This is a genomic window from Barnesiella sp. CU968 (assembly GCF_905219685.1).
GTDB classification, from domain to species: domain Bacteria; phylum Bacteroidota; class Bacteroidia; order Bacteroidales; family Muribaculaceae; genus Lepagella; species Lepagella muris_A.
On sequence record NZ_CAJMXD010000522.1, the window covers coordinates 1 to 1636 of the forward strand.

2 protein-coding genes and 1 pseudogene are annotated in these 1636 nt (G+C 33.4%); all 3 read left to right on the forward strand.

What is annotated here, in order from left to right; translation table 11 throughout:
* Window positions 1-198 (forward strand): annotated as a pseudogene (locus JX312_RS13320) (SMI1/KNR4 family protein); the annotation flags it as partial.
* A 73-nt stretch (window positions 199-271) separates the two neighbouring features.
* Window positions 272-706: a DUF3997 domain-containing protein gene (locus JX312_RS13325; RefSeq protein WP_162223463.1), complete on the forward strand. Its 435-nt coding sequence runs from the start codon at window positions 272-274 to the stop codon at window positions 704-706.
* Between the two features lie 76 nt (window positions 707-782).
* Entirely contained in the window at window positions 783-1439 is a 657-nt protein-coding gene (locus JX312_RS13330; RefSeq protein ID WP_204458401.1) for a hypothetical protein, read from the forward strand.
* Window positions 1440-1636 lie beyond the last annotated feature (197 nt).

Consider the following 1636-nt stretch of genomic DNA (forward strand, 5'->3'; position numbering starts at 1 on the left):
ATATTGGAATATGTACAAAAGGAATGGAATAAAGTTGTGCAATATAATGCTTTAATCATATATGCATATCAAGATAATCTGATTTGGTATTTCTATAAAGCCGACAATACACCAACAGATGACGGAATATTTTTGTCATGTAGAACAGAAGAGAAGTTTGATAAGTTCTTCAATCTTTTTGATTTCTCTGAATTATAATTGAGGTTGGTAACAAGGTCGAGCCAACAGCTAAACGCTGTTCCTCACCAAACCATTAATAATAATTGAGCGTATGAAAACAGTTATATCATTACTCTTTTTATTGTTGCCCCTAATGCAAAGTTGCGGGTTCGTATATGAACGGCATCTTACTGGGAACTATTATTTGATAGCGGTAGATACCAAAGAAGATATGGATGTGTGTTATCACCGACAAAACGATGATGATGCGCCTTATACGGGAATAACCGGAGCAAGTGTTTACGCAGTGGGATATGACGATGATTTTATTCTTGTCAAGGCATATCGTGCTTTGAGGGACAGCATAGGCATTTCCTTACAGCGTTATGACAAGAATGCAACCGAATATTACATCATTCCCGTAAATAACACACAGGAAGCATGGGAAGCACAAGAAAACAAGTTTGGGGCATTCAGTAAAAAGGACTTTGAAGTTAGACGGAAAGAATTAGGAGTGTCGGATGATATAACTTTCAAGAGGCTATAAATATATTATTAATAAGAAAAGATAACGTCTTACGCCGTTCCTTTTCAAACCATTAGCAACCATAACATCAACAAATATGGAACGAATAAGCATACAATCAGATTCCCCGGGATATATTAAGGTTTCTGAAATAGGAAAAGAGTTAATTGCCTTTTCGGAAATTATTGAGAAAAAGTATAATCAAATAGATTTTGAATTAGCTTTTTGTTTCAGAGCATTGTACACTACACGGGGAATAAATTCAAAGGTGCGGTTTTACAAAGATGAGAACTGGTTAGGAATGGATTTAATAATGCCAGTAGATGAATTTAATCCATATAAGAATAATATATCTATGCAACGAAGAATAATGGGTAAATACTTCTTCCCGTTTTTTTCTGTCAATATACATAAATACATTTACAAACTCCCTATTCTTAAAGTAATAGAAAAAGACTTAGTGGAAGATATGCGGTTATTCCTTATTGAGAACTTATGGCTACCTGACGAAAATGGGCAATATAAATTGTCTGTAATTGAAATAGTTTCTTATGAACGCAGCATAGAATTATTGGGGAATCCAATAGCAAAAAGATTTGCAGACAATGAACAAGGTATAAAAGTTCAATATTTAACTTGGATAATAGACGATGCTAAAAGCGAATTGTCTGCAACATATTTGTTGATTGATAAAAAATGGCAATTACAAAAATATCAAGTGAGAATTAAAGAGGTTGCTAACAACGCAGGATAACGGCAAGCCGTTCCCTGCTAACCATTAATATTAAAAGAAAACACTATGATACCTGATAAATTGAAAGATGATTTTAATTCATTGAGAAATATGTTTGATGAATTGAAAAGAGAAATTGATAAGAATGTTGTAAGGGAAGAGAATTACAAAGGTGAGTTCTACGAAATAGCCCCTTATTCTTATCAAAGAAACAGGTT